The organism is Nonomuraea sp. NPDC049028, assembly GCF_043197735.1.
Lineage (GTDB): Bacteria > Actinomycetota > Actinomycetes > Streptosporangiales > Streptosporangiaceae > Nonomuraea.
The window spans coordinates 309,571-325,365 of sequence record NZ_JBICTR010000005.1 but is presented as its reverse complement, the minus strand read 5'-3'; the positions used below and the strand labels follow the sequence as shown (position 1 = coordinate 325,365).

The window sequence follows — 15,795 nt, the reverse complement described above, 5'->3', positions numbered from 1 at the left end:
CATCAGCGCCAGCCGACGGCTACCGGCGGACGTCCGAGAGGCGGCCGATGATGTCGACGTCTGTGTCGTCGGAGACGGGCCGCTCGACCTCCGCCGTCCGCTCGGCCGGGTTGTCCTCGACGATGACCCGCACCTCATCCTGCGGCGTCGGAACGTGCTCCGGCTCGTGGACCTCCTGGAACTCCTGAACCTGGGCAACCTGGTCGACCTGCTGGGTCTCCTGGTCCTCCTGCGAAGCGGCCTCCAGAGCGGCGGGCTCGGGCGCGGTGGGCGGCTCGATGATGAGCGGGCCCGCCTTGCCCTCGGTCTGCATGAGGTCGCCGAGCACGGAGCTGATCTCGGTCAGCCTCCGTACGACCTCCGTGTGCGTGTTGCTCAGGTATTCGACGCGACGCCCCGCGTGCTCATCGAGCGAATCGGCCCGCTGCTGCGCCGACGCCAGCGTCGACTCGGCCTCGGCGCGAGCGTTCGCGAGCGTCCGCTCGGCCTCCGCGGTCGTGGACGCGACGAGCTGCTCGGCCTCCTGCTTGGCGGCCGTGAGCACGCTGTCGGCCTCGGCCCGCGCCTCGCGCAGGGTGTCCTCGGCTTCGGTGCGAGCGCTGGTCAGCTTCTCCTCGGCGTCGGCGCCCGCCTGGGCCAGCATGCGCTCGGCGGCCGCCGTCGCCTCGCCCACGCGCCGCTCCGCCTCCGACTGGGCGGAGGTGAGCATGTTGTCCGACGTCTCACGTGCCGAGGAGACCAGCCGGTCGGCCTCCGACTTGGCGGCGTCACGCACGCTGATGGCCTCGGCCTCCGCGTCCTCCTTCTTGGCGGCGGCCTCCTCCTCGCCCAGCCGGAGGATCTGCGCCAGCCTGGGGCTGAGGTCCTCGTAGCTCTGCGGCGCCTCCACCATGCGCCGTCTGGCCTCCGCCAGCTCGACACGGCCCTGTTCGGCCTGGTCGATCGCCCGCGCCAGCCGCTCTTCCAGATCTCGGACTTGGTTACGGGTACGGATCATGTAGTCGTGCACCTGACGGCGGTTGTAGCCGCGCATCACGACTTCGAAGGTGTCCTCTTGCATCAGATCGGGAATGCTCTCGTGCTGGTTTGTCATGGGGGTTACCTAAGGGTTTGCGTGAGGCGGGGGAAACCGGCGGCTTGTAAGGGTCTGGCGGCGAGACGTCAGGAATCGACTTTCCTGCCATCTGCCCACGTCCGCAACCGGAACACCAGACCTGGGGCGGGAATTACGATGTGACGGGTGTACATCGCAGCATTGGACAACGGAGCAGTCCCGGACATTCATCCCGAGGCGTACATCGCGCCGGGCGCCGTCGTGGTGGGCAGGGTTCGGGTGGGCCGGGCGTCCAGCATCTGGTACGGCTCCGTTCTCCGGGGTGACGACGAGCGGATAGAGATCGGCGAGGAGTGCAACGTACAGGATCTGTGTTGCCTCCATTCTGACCCAGGCGAGCCGGCGGTCCTGGAGCACCGGGTCAGTCTCGGCCACAAGGCCATGGTGCACGGCGCCCATGTCGAGGCCGGCGCGCTGATCGGCATCGGCGCGATCGTGCTCGGCGGCGCCCGCGTCGGCGCGGGCACCTTGGTCGCGGCCGGCGCCCTGATCGGTCCGGGCAAGAAGATCCCGGCCGGGGTGCTGGTCGCCGGGGTGCCGGGGAAGATCGTGCGCGAGCTCACCGACGACGACCGGGCGAGCTTCGCCCGCACGCCGGACAACTACCAGGCCAAGGCGCTCAGGCACCGGACGGCGTCAGCACTTTGATCAGGACGTCGTCCGGCACCGAGGCGGTGTTGAGCGCGTCCGCGTAGTCGGGCAGCTCAGGCCGGAGGAACCGGACGAAGTCGACGGTCATCTTGACGTCGGGCGTGCCCTTGACCTGCTGGGCGTTGCCCTTGGCGGGGTCCTTCTTGAGGGTGTTGTAGCTGTTCCAGTCGGTGTAGGCGGTCATGCCCCACTGCAGCACCTCGGGCAGCTGGGCCGGCCAGCGCTGGCCGACCTTCCAGGCGCCGCCGTCCTCCTTGTACAGGGCCACCGCGACGGTCCCGACCCTGGCCAGGACGAGCTCCACCCAGCCGGTCTTGACCTTGGCCTCCTTCGGCGCGGAACTGCCGTTCCTGGTGTACGTCATCTCCAGCTGGCCGCTCGTGTCGGCCGTGCCGGTGGTCAACGACAGCCAATTCGCGCTCCCGTACGAGTTGGGCACCCTGGCCATCAGGCCGCCGAGCGAGAACTTCCGCGTGGGCGTGGCGCCCTTCTTGCCCTCGACCTTGAGCCGCGCGTGCATGACGATGTCCCCGGCGAGCTCCTGGTAGACGAACGGGCCCCGGAAGCCGTCGAACCAGGCGGAAACCTTGGGCTCCAAATACAGCGAGCCCTTGGTGGTCGTACTGACATCGAGTTTGGCGATCCGATCGAGGTCCTTTTCGGTGTCGCTCAGCTTGCTCCACACCGCCAGATTCTTGGCGGTGTCGAACTCGTCCGACGCCGAGCCCACCTCTCCGCCGGGCTTGGGGGGTAAGGCCTCCTTCAGGGTCAGGACGCCGGGGCCGGTGGGGGACGGCTGCACCGAGGTGGCCGTACCGCACCCGGCGAGCGCACCCACGACCGACAGAACCCCTACTAGCGTTGCCCTCATAGCGGACATTCTGCCGGGTAAAGCCCGTTGTTGATTCAGATCGGACCAGTACGATGGCCGCCGTGCGGTCCTGGAATGCGTTCACCGCCGTCGAGGCGACGGTCCGCGCGATGGTCGCCGACCCGCGCTGGCCGGGCCTCCCCGTGCCCGATCGCGCCCAGGTGATAGCGGCCAGAGCCCTGGTGACGCCCGAAGGGGACCGGTGGCTGTTCGGGGCGCACGCGCGCTGGTATCTGCACGACCCAGCCGACGGCCGCTGGCACCTGTCGCCGCCGCCCAGGGACGCTCGTACGCGCGACGCCCGGCACCCCGCCGCGGTGCTGCCCGTCCGGGTGATCCCCCGAGGGCCGGACTTCGCCGCCGAGCCGGGCTCCACGCAGGCGTTCGTCGGCCCCGACGTGCCCGCCGGGCTCACCGATCAGATCCGGCAGCTGCTGCGGGCCGAGGAACGCCGGTCGGAGCGCGACTATCCGTTGAGCGCCTTCGACGCGATCTTCGCCAGAGACGTGCCGAGCACGGTCGCCGCGATCTGGGGAACGATCATGTGGTGCGCGTACGCGCCCGCCTTCGACGGCAACGAGCGGCTCATCACGGCCTTCGGCGAATACCTGCGGCGGCCGCTGCCCGGCGACGAGTGGGTGCGCTGGCTGCCCGCGCCGCCGCTGCTCGACCTCGTCACGCTCGTCTCCGAGCGGCTGCGCGCCGGGCACTCCCGCGCCGCGCTCCGGCTGGCCGCCACGATGGCCGACACGGCCCAGATCCTGCTGTCCGACCCCCGCTTCAGGCCGCGCGCGCTGGCGCTGCTCACGATGGTGGAGCCCACCCTCCGGCAGCCGCACCTCGACGACCGCGCGGCCCTGCGCGACGACCACACGGTAAGGCAGGCGTGGCTCGACCGGCTGCCGGAGCGGCTGGGCCGGGCGGCGCTGGTGGAGACCGACCCCGAGACGCACTTCCGCCACATGGTCTACGACCTGCTGGAGGCGCTGGACTTCACCACCGAGCCGTCCCGGGCGGCGGCGGCCTTCCTGGCGGACCTCTCCGACTCGCGGGGGCTGCTTCCCGGGTTCCTGGACCACCGGTTGCGGCGGGCGTACGAGGAGCTCGCCCGGGCGGGGCTGACGAACACGTCGGCGGCGGAGACCACCCAGCCCGAGGGCTTCCCCACGCAGGCGCCGTTGCCCTATCCATGGCGCGCCGGGCCGCCGGAGACGGGCGCCTACGCGGCCGTACCGAGGACGGGCGCGCACGCCATACCCGAAACGGGAGCTCACGCTCTCCCCGGAACAGGCGCGCACGCCGTACCCCAGACGGGAGCCCACGCCCTGCCAGGAACGGGCGCGCACGCCATGCCAGGAACGGGCGCGCACGCCATGCCCGAGACAGGGGCCCACGCGCTCCCTGGAACGGGCACACAGGGCGCGCAGGGGTCGCCGGGCTTCGGTGTGCCGCGGGCGTCTGAGGCGGAGCGGCCCGTGCGGGAGGGGCTGCGGGCGTCAGGCTCCGGTGTCGAGCCGCCCGATCGGGCGGCCGCGGCGGCCGTGCTGGGGGCCGCGTACGCCGTCGGGCTGGCGTGGGGCCGGGTCACAGGAGCACGGGTGCCGGAGCGCGGGTTCGCGGGAGCGGCGGCGCTCGTCCACCGCTTGATCCCCGAACGCGATGACTTCCCCTTCTAAACCACTAATACCGATATTTCACCCTAACCCCACCTATATCGTTCTAAGACTTGAGGCAACGCACCATTAGCTGAATTGTGATCTCGGATTGGGGAAATGATCCCCGTGGGGCTCAGGTGGCGTTGAAAGGAATGACTCCGATGGGCCATGTCGCCGGAAGGGCCCCCGCCGTAACCTCGTAGAGGGTGTGGGCTGCGGAAGGAAGGACGACGCGGTGGGGCACGACGACCTGGACTCTCGGGTCCACGACCGTGTCGCGTTGGACGAGATTGCGCTCTACGCCGAGGTGCTCACCGCCGTCGCTATCAGCGAGCGGCGGCTGACCTTGGACGAGCTCGACGACGCGCTCGGATTGCGGACTTCGGCGAGCCGCTGAAGACCATCACTAATGACCTAGTCCCGGATCCCGTGGGGTCCGGGACGGTCGTTTTTGGGGATGGTTAACCACGGCACAACATGACTAGTCAGTTGAGCCCGCCATCTCCTACGAACGGACGAGACGCGCGATCGCCGCTGACGCCTCTTTGACCTTCGCCTCCGCCTCGGGCCCGCCGGTGTTGATGGCGTCGGCCACGCAGTGCGAGATGTGCTCCTCAAGCAGCCCGAGAGCCACCGCCTGCAACGCCCGCGTCGCCGCGGACACCTGGGTCAGCACATCGATGCAGTAGGCATCATCGTCGACCATCCGCTGCAGGCCCCTGATCTGCCCTTCGATGCGCCTGAGCCGCGTCAGATATGCCTGCTTGTCTCCGCTGTACCCATGCATGCTCCTAAGGTACCCGGAAGCGGAATCACTCAGCGGAGGTCACTGATCAGTTTCTCCCACTGTTCGCCCACTCCAGTCGCCTCGTGCCGGATGGCCGTCTCCAGAGCGCCCGCCGCGAGCGAGCGGCGCCGGCGCTCGTCGTCGATCAGCGCGAGCAGCGCGGCCGCGAACATCTCCAGCCCGCCGTCGGCCGCCGGCACCAGCACCCCGTTGTAGCCGGTGGCCACGAACTCGTTCGGCCCCCTGGCGCCGTCGAAGGCCACCACCGGCACCCCGCAGCCCATGGCCTCCAGCACGGTCATGCCGAGATCGGCGGTGCTCGAGGTGTTGGCCACGATCGACGCCTTGGCGAACTCGCCCGCCAGGTCCGGCGTGACGCCCATGAAGTAGACGTGGTTGTGCAGGTCGAGCTCGCGGACGAGAGCGCGCAGCCGCCGCTCCTCGGGGCCGCCGCCGTACAGTCGCAGCTGCCAGTCCGGCCGCTTGTCGGCGATGGTGGCGAACGCCCGGATCAGCCTGTCGTACGCCTTGACGGGCTCCCAGCTGCCGCCCGCCGCGACGATGCGGTTGTCCATCCGCGAGCGCGGCCACGGGCCGTCGGGCAGGGCGTCCGGCACGGCGTGTACGGGCGTCCCCTCGCCCAGCAGGCTGCCCCATTCCTCCTGCGCGCTCTCCGTGGCCGTGACGACCGCGTCGAGACGCGGATAGAAGCGTTTGACGGGTCCGGGTATCGCCGGGTTCGTCCACTCCCGGGCGAGCTTGAGCGTCTCCCGTGGCGCGTGTCTGGCCGCCTGGACGCTCAACCCCGGCCTGGTGGTGATGAGGACATCGGTCTTGAGGCCGCGCAGCACCCGCCAGAGCGCCACCTCGGTGCGTACCTGCCCCCTTGGCAGCAGGTGCCTGACGCCGGGCCGGACGTCGACCACGGGGCGCAGAGCCACCTTCGGGCTGACGGGGAAGAACGGCTTGTCCTTGTGCCGCCTGAGGCTGATCACCTCGACATCGTGCTGGCGGTCGGCAAGGGCGGTGGCGAGGTTGAGGGTGGAGCGCACCTCGCCGCGCATGGAGTACGCGGACGAGACGACGATGCTGACCTTCACCGGCCCACCTCGATCCGCAACTCGTCCTCGGCGGTGTAGGCGGGTCGGACGGCCACCCCGTCGACCTTGGCGGACGGGTAGTGCAGCCGGCGGCGCTTGCCGTCGATGTCATCGAGCCGGGCACCCAGGGCCATGGGCGTCGGCACCCCTTCGACCTCCAGCGACGGCTCCCAGACGCCCGAGGACTCCGGATCGGCCTCGACGACGTCGACCAGGGAGAACGCGGCGTGGAAGCGCACCCCCTGCACGGTGGCCGCCGTGCGGATGGTCGTACCGGCGGGCTGCTCGCGCTGGAGCGCCAGCCTGGCCTCGTGGCGCGAGTCGTCGTTCTCCAGGCCGGTGTAGGCGAGCAGGCCCATCACCTCGAACCGGCCCTCCCTGAACCAGATCGAGCGCACCTCCGCCGCCGGCTCGGCGTCGGCGACCTTCAGCGCCAGGAACCCGTTACGGGTGCGATAGGAGCGATAGGCGAGAGTCCGCTTGCACAGGGCGTAGGCGTCGAGGTGGTCGAGCGAGAAGCCCGGATCGATACTGCGCAGCCGCGAACGTTTGCCGTCGCGGCGCAGATAGGCGTCCCAGCGGCCGGGACTGAGCATCAGCGGCGCCAGCGACACCGCCAGGCTGGCCTCCCGCGTCCTGGCCCCCGGCGTACCGAGCAACACGTCCCGCTCGACCCCCGTCGTACGGTGCCTGAGCACGAGCTCTGTGCCTTCTCTCAGCGGCTCCTCGATCGCGAGTCGCAGGGAGAGCACGTCGGCGAGCGTGACTTCCGCGTCTGTGACGACGACGCGCATCACGAGCCCCCTCCCCGTCGAATGAAGCCATGCGTCGTTGAGGTTACCGTGATTTTCCCGTTATGTGGATGGCAGTTTTCCGCCACTTGGGCCCCCTGACGTGCGGAACTCCTCTACAAGCGCTGTAGAGGAGTCCGACATTCCCCCGTCAGGAGCCGCTTTTAACCGATTTGATCAGGAGCTGGGCCACGTCCACGACCTCGAGGGACTCCTTCGCCTCGCCGGTGTTCTTCTTCTCGTTGATGGCGTCGCCGAGCATCACCATGCAGAACGGGCAGGCGGTGGAGACGGTGTCAGGATTCGTGGTCAGCGCCTCGTCGACCCGCTCGGTGTTGATGCGCTTGCCGATGCGCTCTTCCATCCACATCCGGGCACCGCCGGCGCCGCAGCAGAAACCGCGGTCCTTGTGCCGGTGCATCTCCTGGGTCTGAACACCGGGCACCTTCGACATGATGTCGCGGGGCTGGGAGTAGACCTTGTTGTGACGGCCGAGGAAGCACGGGTCGTGGTAGGTGATCTTCTCCTCGATCGGCGTGATCGGGGTGAGCAGGCCCTCGTCGACCAGCTTGGCCAGCAGTTGCGTGTGGTGTACGACCTCGTAGGTGCCGCCGAGCTGCGGATATTCGTTGGCCAGGGTGTTGAAGCAGTGGGGGCAGGTGGCGACGATCTTCTTGACGCCCGCCTCGTTGAGCGTCTCGATGTTCTGCTGGGCGAGCATGTTGAACAGGTATTCCATGCCCAGGCGGCGGGCCGGGTCGCCGGTGCACGCCTCCATCGGGCCGAGCACGGCGAACTTCACGCCCGCGATGTGCAGCAGCTCCGCGACGGCCTTGGTGGTCTTCTTGGCCCGGTCTTCGAGGGCGCCCGCGCAGCCGACCCAGAACAGGTATTCGGCGTCCTCGGGCATCTTGTCCTCGACCAGCTCGACCTCGAAGTCCAATTCGGAGATCCAGTCGGCCCGCTTCATCTCGGACATGCCCCAGGGGTTGCCCTTGTTCTCCAGGTTCTTGACCATCACCCCCGCCTCAGACGGGAACGACGACTCCACCATCACCTGGTAGCGGCGCATGTCGAGGATGTGGTCGATGTGCTCGATGTCGACCGGGCACTGCTCGACGCAGGCGCCGCAGTTCGTACAGGACCACAGGACGTCAGGGTGAATCACGCCCTCCTCGCCGACCAGCGGCTTGTTCAGCAGCGCCAGTACGTCGGTGTCGGCGTGCTCGGTGGAGGCGGCCATCAGGTAGGGGGCCACCTTGAAGGCGTGGTCGCGCTGGTCGAGGATGAGCATCTTCGGCGACAGCGGCTTGTCGGTGTTCCACGCGGGGCACTGCGACTGGCAGCGACCGCACTCGGTGCAGCTGTAGAAGTCGAGGAAGCCCTTCCAGGTGGTGTCGCCGATCTTGCCCCGGCCGAGCCGCTCGGGGTCCAGGTCCTCGTCCTCGAAGTCCACTGGCTTGCCGTCGACGCGCAACTCGGGCGCGGCGCCCAGGCCGTCGGGGCGGCGGGAGAACAGCACGTTCAGCGGCGCCGTGAAGATGTGCAGGTGCTTGCTGTGCACCACGATGACCAGGAACACCAGCATGAAGCCGATGTGCAGCAGCAGCGCGATCTCCTCCAGCACGGAGCTGGCCGGCAGGATCTTGCCCAGGGCCAGCGACGCAAAGGCGCCCGAGGAGTAGGGGAAGTTGCCATTTGCCGCCGCCGCGCCACGGGCCAGGAACAGCGTCCAGATGATGTTGAAGATCATGAACAGGACGAGCCAGGCGCCCCCGAGGTGGGAGCCGGAGAAGCGGGATTTGCGGCCGAGCGTCTTGGGAGAGTTCTTGATCCGGATGGCGGCGAAGGTGATCAGGCCGAGCAGGCAGGCCACCGCGATGAAGTCCTGCAGGAACCCGAGCACCGCCCAGGTGCCGATGAGCGGGATGTGGAAGTCGGGCTCACCGGTGATCGCGCCCTGGATGATGGCGCCGTACGCCTCGATGTAGACGGTCAGCAAGATGAAGAACGCCCACATCACGAAGAAGTGCGCGACGCCGGACGGCGTCCACTTGAGCAGCTTCTTCTGCCCGAACACCTCCACCAGCTGAGTCTTCAGCTCATCGGCCGCGTGCGTCTTCGCGTACTCGATCCGTTCGGGCGCGGGCGGACCCACTGTGGCGAGTTTGTACAGGAACAGTGTCCTGCGGCCCGCCACGGCGACCGCCAGGACGGTCATGACGAGCCCGATGATGGCCACCCAGAGCACGGGACCTCCCACTGACGATGTTGGCTGCCAGCGTACGGTTACGTCACCGGCCAGGCACTTCCGGAATCCTACTGACTAGTAACCTTATGACCGGTGGCGCGCCCAGAACAATGCTCTACCCCGTCAAGTAGCGCTGTATCGTCGGGGCCAGCAGTTCGACCAGTTCCTCGGGATCGGCGCTCGCCAGCGGCTCCAGCTTGAGCACGTAACGGCCCATGACGACGCCGAAGATCTGCCCGAAGGCGGCCTCGATCCGCAAGGGCGGCACCTCGAGCCGGTCGGCGACGCGGAAGAGCAGGGCGTTGGTGATGAATTCCCGGAACATCATCTCGGCCTGCTGGTTCGTCATCGCCGACCGGATCAGCGCGATCATCGGCTCACGCGTCTCAGGCTGAGCCGTCACCGTCAGGAGCAGCCGGACGAGCCGCTCCCCGATCTCCTCGCGCGGGCCGTCGAGCAGCAGCGGCACGACCTGTTCGGGACTGACCGGCAGCCGCATCGCCGCCGCGAACATGCCTTCCTTGGTGTCGAAATAGTGGTGCACCAGGGCGGGATCGACCTTGGCCTCCCTGGCGATGCCGCGCACGGTCGCCTTGTCGAACCCCTTCTCAGCGAAGACACGGCGGGCCGCGGCAAGAATTTCCCCTCGTGTGTCCGCCGCCCCCGGCCGCCGCCCCGGTCGGCGCTTTGTAGGTTCAGTCGTCACCGGCCAACCACCAGGTAGACGCGCATGGGCACGTGCATGACGCCCTCTGGGAAGACCTTGCGCAGCTCCGTCCGCTGGCGCGCGACGAGCTCGTCGGCGGCCTCCGGGGACAGCGCCGCCATGTAGGAATGCGAGCGGAGATCCAGCAGAAAGTCCTCGATGCCGATCAGCCTGGTCCAGGCGATCCAGCGCTCCTCGACCACGTCCAGGGCGGCGGCGATGGGCGGCACCGACCACTCCTCCAGCGCCTGGCCCCAGTAGGTCGGGCACGCCTCCGCCAGCCGTACCTCGTAGGCGGCCAGCCAGTCGGCCTGGGCGGCGTGGGCGAAGTTCCAGCAGCCCACGATGGCCCCCTCGGGCCGCAGCACCCGCCTGGCCTCGGCGATCGAGATCACCGGGTCGAGCCAGTGCCAGGACTGGGCGTACGTGACCAGATCGGCCACCCCGTCCGTCAGCGGCAGCGCGTTGCCATCGGCCAGCACCGCGACCGTGCCGCCGTCCTCGACCTTCGAGTGCAGGCGGGCCAGCATCGCCGCGCCCGCGTCCACCGCGATCACCCGTGAGCCGCGGGCCCGCAGCGCGCGCGTCAGGATGCCGGTGCCGGCGCCCACGTCGACCGCCGTCGCGCCGGCGAACTCGACACCGGACACCTCCGACAGCGCGTGGTACATCTCGTCCGGGTACGTCGGCCGGGCCGCGTCGTAGGCGTCCGCGACGCTGTCGAACACCTTGCCCAGTTTCCTCATCGGTCCGACGCTCATCGGACGGCCGCCAGGTAGAGGCGGGCGAAGGCGAGGGCCTCGGCCAGATCGTCGATCCGCTCCGTACGGCTGGCCGCCTTGCGGGTGTTGATCTCCAGCACGACCAGGCCGCCGTAGCCGGACTTGGCCAGCCGTTCCAGCATGGGCGCGCACGGCTGGTTGCCCCTGCCGGGTACGAGGTGCTCGTCCTTGTTCGTCACGCCGAGGCCGTCGGCCAGGTGCAGATGCGCGAGACGGTCGCCGAGCTTGGTGGCCATCTCCATGGCGTCGGTGCCCGAGACGGCCGTGTGCGACAGGTCGAGCGTGACGTGCGGGAAGTCGTAGTCGGTCGGGTTCCAGTCGGGCGAGTAGGGGACCACGTCGTTGCCCCTGGCCTTGAGCGGGAACATGTTCTCCACCGCGAACGTGACCCCGGTCTCCTCACGCATGCGGGCCAGCCCGGCCTCGAAGTCGCGCGCGTATTCGCGCTGCCAGCGAAACGGTGGATGCACCACGACCGTCGAGGCGCCGAGCCGCTCGGCCGCCTTCTGGGCCTTGACCAGCTTGGCCCAGGGATCACGGCCCCAGACGCGCTGCGTGACGAGCAGGCAGGGGGCGTGAATGGCCAGCACGGGGAGTTCGTAATGCTCCGAGAGCCGCTCGATCACGTCGATGTCCTGGCTCACGGGATCGGCGCCGACCATGATCTCGACCCCGTCGTAACCCAGGCGCGCGGCCAGCTCGAACGCGTCGGGGGTGCGTTCTGGATATACCGAAGCGGTGGACAATGCGATCTTCGCACTGGGCACTCGGATGACGTCAGCCACGTTGCCAGCCTAAGCCGGTGACGCCGATCTGGCGCGCGAGCCCTACGGTTGGACCATGCCACGGATCGCCAAAGGCGCCATCCCCAGCCCCAACATCTGGAACTCTCCCCAGGTCTACGAGCTGGAGAATCGCGCCGTCGACCCTGACGGCGCCGCCAACGCGGCGATGCGCGCCCTGCGCTCCTGGGACGGCGCCACGGTGCTCGACATCGGCTGCGGCACCGGCTACCACCTACCGGCCTTCGCGGCCGAGGCGGCGAAGGTGATCGGCGTCGAGCCCCACGGCGACCTGGTCGCGCTCGCCCGCCGCCGCTGCGCCGCGCTCCCCTCCGTCGAGATCCACGCCGCCACCGCGCAGGCCCTGCCGCTGCCCGACGCGTCCGTGGACGTCGCGGTGGCGCGGTGGGCCTACTTCTTCGGCCCCGGCTGCGAGCCCGGCTTACGGGAGCTCTCCAGGGTCGTACGGCGGGGCGGCACGGCCTTCGTCATCGACCTGGACGCCACCCGTGGGGCCTTCGGCAGGTGGTTCCAGCGCACGGTGCCCACCTACTCCGCCAGGGCGGTGGAGTCCTTCTGGGACCGCCACGGGTGGCAGCGACAGCCACTCGACCTACGGATGGCCTTCTCCCGCCGCGCCGACCTGGAGGCGGTGCTACGCATCGAGTTCACCCCCGAGGTGGCCGCCCAGGCGATCGCCGAGACTCCCGGCCTCGAACTGCCCTATCCGAATGTGCTGCGCTGGCGCTCGTACTGATCGGTGAGGCCTGATTGGTGCGGCGTCCACGAACGTCCGCCGGGTCCCCGTTCCCTCCAAAAGGACACCAACCACCACGGACCGCCACAGGGACCGAGACGGTCGTGTGACGAACCCACCTGGGGGCCGCCGCACCAAGACCGCTTGACATTGACGTCAGTGTGAACGTTTACCGTGGAGGCATGCGCATCGGAGAGCTGGCCGAACGGACCGGGGTGAGCACCCGATCACTCCGCTACTACGAGGAGCACGGGCTGCTCACGGCCAGACGCGGTTCCAACGGCTACCGCGACTACGCGGAGGAGGACATCAAGCTGGTGTCCGAGATCCGGGCGCTGCTGTCCGTGGGATTCACGCTGGAGGACACGCGGCCCTTCGTCGACTGCCTGCGCTCCGGCCACAGCACTGGCGGCTCCTGCAGCGAGTCGGTCGCGGTCTACCAGCGCAAGCTGGCCCAGATCGACGACGAGATCCGCGTCCTGCTCGCCCGCCGCGCCGAGGTCGCCGCCCAGCTGGGCGCGGCGTGCCCTGGTTGCGTTCTTAGAGGAGAGAAATGATCGAGCTGACCACCGCGAATTTCGAGGAGAAGGTGCTCAAGAGCGACCAGCCGGTGCTCGTCGACTTCTGGGCCGAATGGTGCGGCCCATGCCGCATGGTCGCCCCCGTACTCGCGGAGATCGAAGCCGAGCACGGTCTGACCATCGGCAAGCTCAACAGCGACGAGAACCCCGAGATCTCGGCCCGCTACGGCGTCATGGGGCTGCCCACGATGCTGCTGTTCGAGAACGGGCAGCCGGTCAAGCAGGTCGTCGGCGCCAAGCCGAAGCGCATGATCGAGGCCGAGCTGGGCCTGACCTGACCATCCATATTTGGCGACGAAGAATGCCGGGGCTGACCCGCACCTGGTGATGAAGAAGGCAGGCATGACCACCCGTACCTCGTGAAGATTGTCGGCGCGGCCCGCTAGCCTGCTCCACATGGTCAAGTCTGCGCAGAAGCCCGGATACCGCTGCGCCGAGTGCGGGTGGCGCACCACGAAGTGGGTGGGCCGGTGCGGCGAGTGCCAGGCGTGGGGCACGGTCGATGAAGAGGGCGCGCGCGCCGGGGTGCACGTCGTCCAGGCCGGCGCGACGACCGCCCCGGCGATACCGATCGGCCAGGTCAAGGCCGAGATGGCGGCCGCGCGCACGACCGGGGTGAGCGAGCTCGACCGGGTGCTCGGCGGCGGGCTGGTGCCGGGGGCGGTGGTGCTGCTGGCCGGCGAGCCCGGCATCGGCAAGTCGACGCTGCTGCTCGAGGCGGCCGCCCGGATCGCCGAGCGCGACACCGTGCTGTACGTCACGGGCGAGGAGTCGGCGGCCCAGGTCCGCTTGCGGGCCGACCGCATCGGCGCCATCCGCGACCACCTCTATCTCGCGGCGGAGACCGAGCTGTCGGCACTGGTCGCGCACGTCGACAAGGTCCAGCCCAAGCTGCTGGTCGTCGACTCGGTGCAGACGGTCGGCTCCGCGCAGGCCACCGGCGTGCCGGGCGGGGTGACGCAGGTGCGGGAGGTGGCCGCCAATCTCGTACGGCTGGCCAAGGAGCGCAACATGGCCACCGTGCTCGTCGGCCACGTCACCAAGGAAGGCTCGATCGCCGGTCCGCGCACCCTTGAGCACCTGGTCGACGTCGTGCTCAACTTCGAGGGCGACCGCCACTCCCGGCTGCGGATGGTCCGCGCGATCAAGAACCGGTTCGGCCCCACCGAGGAGGTCGGCTGCTTCGACCTACACGAGCGCGGCATCGAGGGCATCACCGACCCGAGCGGGCTGTTCGTTTCGCGGCGCAGCCAGCCGGTGCCGGGCACCTGCGTGACGGTCACGGTCGAGGGCACCCGGCCGCTGCCCGCCGAGGTGCAGGCCCTGGTCGCCCGCACCGAGGCGCAGCAGCCCAGACGCAGCTCCTCGGGGCTCGACACCTATCGGGTGCAGATGATCCTGGCTGTGCTCGAACGCCGGCTCAACGCCAAGCTGGGGGGCTGCGACGTGTTCACCGCGACCGTCGGCGGCATCAAACTGGCCGACCCGGCGATCGACCTGTCGGTGATGCTGGCGGTGGCCAGCGCGGCCGGCGACAAGCCGCTGCCGGCCGGTCTGGTGGCCATGGGCGAGGTGGGGCTGTCCGGCGAGTTGCGCCCGGTGAAGGACGTCCGGCGGCGGCTGAGCGAGGCCGCCAGGCTGGGGTTCAAGCGCGGGCTGGTGCCCGCCGGCTCCCTCGACCAAGGCACCAGCCGGCGCGGTGGGCAGCGGGATGGGCAGCGGTCACTGGTGCCCGTCGGACCGGTGGCGTTCGCGGCGGGCTTCGAGGTGGTCGAGGTGGAGAACGTCTGGGACGCACTCACGCACGTCACATAGCGCGGCTAAGCTTGGCTTGACTATTCGACACGGGGGTCAGGTGCCAAACGACAGGAGTCTCGACGACCGCCGTCGCGAAGCCCTGGCCTCTGTGGCCCCGGGCACACCACTGCGCGACGGCTTGGAGCGGATCCTGCGCGGTCAGACCGGCGGCCTGATCGTGCTCGGCTACAACAAGGTGGTCGAAGAGGTGTCCAGCGGCGGATTCGAGCTCGACGTCGAGTTCTCCGCCACGCGGCTGCGCGAGCTGGCCAAGATGGACGGCGCGATCGTGGTGGGCAACGGCCAGCGAATCGTCCGCGCCGCCGTGCACCTGGTGCCCGACCCTGGCATCCCGACCGACGAGTCGGGCACCCGCCACCGCACCGCGCAGCGGGTCGCCCGCCAGACCGGCCTGCCGATCATCGCGATCAGCAAGTCGATGCGGATCATCGCCCTCTACCTCGACGGCATTCGCTACGTGCTGGAGGAGTCGGCGGCCATCCTGTCCAAGGCCAACCAGGCCCTCGCCACGCTCGAACGTTACAAGCACCGCCTCGACGAGGTCTCCGGCACGCTGTCGGCCCTCGAGATCGAAGACCTGGTGACGGTCCGTGACGTGGCCGCCGTCGCCCAGCGCCTGGAGATGGTCAGGCGCATCTCCGACGAGATCAAGGGCTATGTGGTCGAGCTCGGCACCGACGGCCGGCTCCTGTCACTGCAGCTCGACGAGCTGGTGGCGGGCGTCGACTCCGAGCGGGAGCTGGTCGTCCGCGACTACCTCCCGGCCCCCGCCGGCCGTCGGCACCGGCGCCTCGCGGAAGCCATGCACGACCTCGACCAGCTGTCGGGCGAGGAGCTGCTCGACCTCTCGACGGTCGCCCACGTGCTGGGACACAGCGGCGACGAGACGCTCGACAGCCCGGTCAGCCCGCGCGGGTTCCGCCTCCTGGCCAAGGTGCCCCGCCTGCCCGCCACCGTGGTCGATCGGCTGGTCAACCACTTCGGCGGGCTGCAGAAGCTGCTGGCGGCCAGCATCGACGACCTCCAGGCGGTGGGCGGCGTCGGTGAGTCCCGGGCACGCAGCGTCCGCGAGGGGCTTTCCCGCCTCGCGGAATCCTCCATCCTGGAGCGCTACGTCTGACAGGGTCACCCTGCTCCGTGGGCCTGCTC

The 15,795-nt window shown here is 69.3% G+C and carries 16 protein-coding genes; 7 read left to right on the top strand and 9 right to left on the bottom strand.

Translation table 11 applies throughout. The annotated features are described in order from the left end of the window. Nucleotides 1-19: 19 nt before the first annotated feature. Entirely contained in the window at nt 20-1,093 is a 1,074-nt protein-coding gene (locus ACGFJ2_RS21060; RefSeq protein WP_393470576.1) for a hypothetical protein, read from the bottom strand. A gap of 147 nt (nt 1,094-1,240) precedes the next feature. Between ACGFJ2_RS21060 and ACGFJ2_RS21055 the strand changes: the two genes are divergently transcribed. Next, nucleotides 1,241-1,762: a gamma carbonic anhydrase family protein gene (locus ACGFJ2_RS21055; protein WP_357938848.1), complete on the top strand. Its 522-nt coding sequence runs from the start codon at nt 1,241-1,243 to the stop codon at nt 1,760-1,762. Here ACGFJ2_RS21055 and ACGFJ2_RS21050 read toward each other — a convergent pair. After that, a complete protein-coding gene (locus ACGFJ2_RS21050; protein ID WP_393470573.1) occupies nt 1,734-2,636 on the bottom strand; it encodes a hypothetical protein in 903 nt (300 codons plus the stop codon). The genes ACGFJ2_RS21055 and ACGFJ2_RS21050 overlap by 29 nt on opposite strands. A gap of 62 nt (nt 2,637-2,698) precedes the next feature. Here ACGFJ2_RS21050 and ACGFJ2_RS21045 point away from each other — a divergent pair, with 62 nt between their 5' ends. Then, on the top strand, nt 2,699-4,312 hold the full coding sequence (locus ACGFJ2_RS21045; RefSeq protein ID WP_358176173.1) for a hypothetical protein: 1,614 nt from the start codon (nt 2,699-2,701) through the stop codon (nt 4,310-4,312). 484 nt (nt 4,313-4,796) lie between these two features. On the opposite strand, the gene ACGFJ2_RS21040 is transcribed toward ACGFJ2_RS21045, so the two are convergent. The 7 genes from ACGFJ2_RS21040 to ACGFJ2_RS21010 form a co-directional block, all read right to left on the bottom strand. Beyond that, entirely contained in the window at nt 4,797-5,078 is a 282-nt protein-coding gene (locus tag ACGFJ2_RS21040; protein WP_080044376.1) for a metal-sensitive transcriptional regulator, read from the bottom strand. Between the two features lie 29 nt (nt 5,079-5,107). Continuing rightward, the gene (locus ACGFJ2_RS21035; RefSeq protein ID WP_357938842.1) at nt 5,108-6,178 is read right to left on the bottom strand and encodes a glycosyltransferase; all 1,071 of its coding nucleotides are present in this window, start codon (nt 6,176-6,178) and stop codon (nt 5,108-5,110) included. Next, nucleotides 6,175-6,972 carry a hypothetical protein gene (locus ACGFJ2_RS21030; protein ID WP_358176176.1) on the bottom strand — a complete coding sequence of 266 codons (798 nt, stop codon included), beginning with the start codon at nt 6,970-6,972 and terminating at the stop codon, nt 6,175-6,177. The genes ACGFJ2_RS21035 and ACGFJ2_RS21030 overlap by 4 nt, the downstream gene beginning before the upstream one ends. A 148-nt stretch (nt 6,973-7,120) precedes the next feature. Further along, on the bottom strand, nt 7,121-9,220 hold the full coding sequence (locus ACGFJ2_RS21025) for a (Fe-S)-binding protein (protein ID WP_393470569.1): 2,100 nt from the start codon (nt 9,218-9,220) through the stop codon (nt 7,121-7,123). Nucleotides 9,221-9,335: 115 nt separating this feature from the next. Then, nucleotides 9,336-9,926, bottom strand: a complete 591-nt coding sequence (locus ACGFJ2_RS21020; RefSeq protein WP_393470567.1) for a TetR family transcriptional regulator — start codon at nt 9,924-9,926, stop codon at nt 9,336-9,338. Beyond that, nucleotides 9,923-10,672: a class I SAM-dependent methyltransferase gene (locus tag ACGFJ2_RS21015; RefSeq protein WP_357938834.1), complete on the bottom strand. Its 750-nt coding sequence runs from the start codon at nt 10,670-10,672 to the stop codon at nt 9,923-9,925. The genes ACGFJ2_RS21020 and ACGFJ2_RS21015 overlap by 4 nt, the downstream gene beginning before the upstream one ends. Nucleotides 10,673-10,683: 11 nt before the next feature. After that, the gene (locus tag ACGFJ2_RS21010; protein WP_393470565.1) at nt 10,684-11,493 is read right to left on the bottom strand and encodes a sugar phosphate isomerase/epimerase family protein; all 810 of its coding nucleotides are present in this window, start codon (nt 11,491-11,493) and stop codon (nt 10,684-10,686) included. Between the two features lie 55 nt (nt 11,494-11,548). Here ACGFJ2_RS21010 and ACGFJ2_RS21005 point away from each other — a divergent pair, with 55 nt between their 5' ends. The 5 genes from ACGFJ2_RS21005 (at nt 11,549) to disA (ending at nt 15,766) form a co-directional block, all read left to right on the top strand. Continuing rightward, nucleotides 11,549-12,247, top strand: a complete 699-nt coding sequence (locus ACGFJ2_RS21005; RefSeq protein ID WP_393470563.1) for a class I SAM-dependent methyltransferase — start codon at nt 11,549-11,551, stop codon at nt 12,245-12,247. 182 nt (nt 12,248-12,429) lie between these two features. Further along, nucleotides 12,430-12,804 carry a MerR family transcriptional regulator gene (locus ACGFJ2_RS21000; RefSeq protein ID WP_357938828.1) on the top strand — a complete coding sequence of 125 codons (375 nt, stop codon included), beginning with the start codon at nt 12,430-12,432 and terminating at the stop codon, nt 12,802-12,804. Next, complete coding sequence (trxA, locus tag ACGFJ2_RS20995) at nt 12,801-13,106, top strand: thioredoxin (RefSeq protein WP_357938826.1); 306 nt, start codon at nt 12,801-12,803, stop codon at nt 13,104-13,106. Before ACGFJ2_RS21000 ends, trxA begins: the two co-directional genes overlap by 4 nt. 118 nt (nt 13,107-13,224) lie before the next feature. Next, entirely contained in the window at nt 13,225-14,643 is a 1,419-nt protein-coding gene (gene radA, locus ACGFJ2_RS20990; RefSeq protein ID WP_358176182.1) for a DNA repair protein RadA, read from the top strand. A 40-nt stretch (nt 14,644-14,683) separates the two neighbouring features. Continuing rightward, a complete protein-coding gene (gene disA, locus ACGFJ2_RS20985) occupies nt 14,684-15,766 on the top strand; it encodes a DNA integrity scanning diadenylate cyclase DisA (protein WP_357938822.1) in 1,083 nt (360 codons plus the stop codon). Nucleotides 15,767-15,795 lie beyond the last annotated feature (29 nt).

Excerpts from the sequence above, each read along its gene's own strand:
- ACGFJ2_RS21030 (WP_358176176.1), bottom strand. The coding sequence starts at position 6,972 with ATGCGCGTCGTCGTCACAGACGCGGAAGTCACGCTCGCCGACGTGCTC.
- ACGFJ2_RS21040 (WP_080044376.1), bottom strand. The coding sequence starts at position 5,078 with ATGCATGGGTACAGCGGAGACAAGCAGGCATATCTGACGCGGCTCAGG.
- ACGFJ2_RS21005 (WP_393470563.1), top strand. The coding sequence starts at position 11,549 with ATGCCACGGATCGCCAAAGGCGCCATCCCCAGCCCCAACATCTGGAAC.
- ACGFJ2_RS21050 (WP_393470573.1), bottom strand. The coding sequence starts at position 2,636 with ATGAGGGCAACGCTAGTAGGGGTTCTGTCGGTCGTGGGTGCGCTCGCC.
- ACGFJ2_RS21060 (WP_393470576.1), bottom strand. The coding sequence starts at position 1,093 with ATGACAAACCAGCACGAGAGCATTCCCGATCTGATGCAAGAGGACACC.
- ACGFJ2_RS21015 (WP_357938834.1), bottom strand. The coding sequence starts at position 10,672 with ATGAGGAAACTGGGCAAGGTGTTCGACAGCGTCGCGGACGCCTACGAC.
- ACGFJ2_RS21000 (WP_357938828.1), top strand. The coding sequence starts at position 12,430 with ATGCGCATCGGAGAGCTGGCCGAACGGACCGGGGTGAGCACCCGATCA.
- trxA (WP_357938826.1), top strand. The coding sequence starts at position 12,801 with ATGATCGAGCTGACCACCGCGAATTTCGAGGAGAAGGTGCTCAAGAGC.
- radA (WP_358176182.1), top strand. The coding sequence starts at position 13,225 with ATGGTCAAGTCTGCGCAGAAGCCCGGATACCGCTGCGCCGAGTGCGGG.